This window comes from Nocardia cyriacigeorgica, from assembly GCF_010858045.1.
Classification (GTDB): Bacteria; Actinomycetota; Actinomycetes; order Mycobacteriales; family Mycobacteriaceae; genus Nocardia; species Nocardia cyriacigeorgica_E.
This window is the reverse complement of the sequence record NZ_JAAGVC010000324.1, coordinates 1-290: the sequence shown is the minus strand read 5'-3', so window position 1 is coordinate 290 and position 290 is coordinate 1. Positions and strand designations below refer to the sequence as shown.

The following is a 290-nucleotide window of genomic DNA, read 5'->3' as shown; positions in this document are numbered from 1 at the left end:
GTCGGAGATCGGCGCCGTGAACGGCCACGGCAATGCCCGTTCGGTGGCCCGGGTGCAGTCGCTGGTGTCCTGCGGCGGCGAGCTGGGCGGTCGCAGGCTGTTATCGGACCGGACGATCGAGCTGATCTTCCGGAAACAGTCCGATGGCGTGGATCTCGCGCTGCTGCTACCACTGCGCTTCGGCATCGGCTACGGCTTGCCGCAACCGCAGACGGCGCCGGAGGTGCCCGAGGGCCGGGTGTGCTGGTGGGCCGGGTTCGGCGGCGCGATGGTGGTCAACGACCTCGACC

At 70.0% G+C, this 290-nt stretch carries 1 pseudogene; it reads left to right on the top strand.

What is annotated here, in order from left to right:
* Nucleotides 1–290, top strand: a pseudogene (locus GV790_RS29885) (serine hydrolase); the annotation flags it as partial.